At 56.6% G+C, this 788-nt stretch carries 1 protein-coding gene; it reads right to left on the reverse strand.

Annotated elements, in window-relative coordinates; translation table 11 throughout:
• Positions 1-45: 45 nt before the first annotated feature.
• A complete protein-coding gene (locus HU811_RS27075; protein ID WP_092398506.1) occupies positions 46-450 on the reverse strand; it encodes a cupin domain-containing protein in 405 nt (134 codons plus the stop codon).
• Positions 451-788 lie beyond the last annotated feature (338 nt).

Genomic DNA, 788 nt, shown 5'->3' on the forward strand with positions numbered 1-788 from the left:
TTCGCGAGCAAGCCCGCTCCCACAGGGGAACTGTGGTGCGATCGGTTAGTTCTTCAGCGGAATCAACACCGCTTCATCCTCACCCATCACCATGAACACCAGCAATTTCGCCGGTTCGGTCGAGCTGGCGTTTTTTGAAACCAAGTGCTCGGAACCCGCTGCTTCGTACCAGAACTCCCCGGCCTTGTAGGTCCTCGCCGGCTCGCCTTTGACTTGGGAGGTGATGGCGCCTTCCAGCACATAGGCCATGGCCGTTCCTTCATGTTTGTGGGCAACGGACGACTGGCCGGGGGCGTAGTCGACCGTCAGCATCATGGTTTTTTTACCCGGCAGGTTCTTCAGCATCTTTTCCTGCAATACGTTGACCTTTTCCGAAGGCGCGGTTTCGTGGGCATAGACCGGGGCCAGAGGCAGCAGACTGAGGGTGGCGATCAGGTAGAGGGTTTTCATTGCAATGACCTTCGTGGGTTTGAGTGAGTTCGCGCTGGCGCGGCGATGGATTCACCCTAAGCCCCACGGTGGTGCAAACAAACGTCCAATCTTTAAGAAGGCGGGTAGACCAATACCGCGCTCCACCAAACTTGAAAGGTAACCCCCTGTAGGAGCTGCCGAAGGCTGCGATCTTTTGATCTTTCGCTTGAGACTCAAGTGGCTGGGAAAAGATCGCAACCTCGTTGCACTCGGCAGCTCCTACGGGCCCAGCGGGAGCAAGCGCCCTCGTCACAGGAGAAGTGTTCTATATGCCCCATGCATTTTGCCAGCCGTCAACTGTCAGGACTGACAGTTGA

The organism is Pseudomonas tehranensis, assembly GCF_014268615.1.
Classification (GTDB): Bacteria; Pseudomonadota; Gammaproteobacteria; order Pseudomonadales; family Pseudomonadaceae; genus Aquipseudomonas; species Aquipseudomonas tehranensis.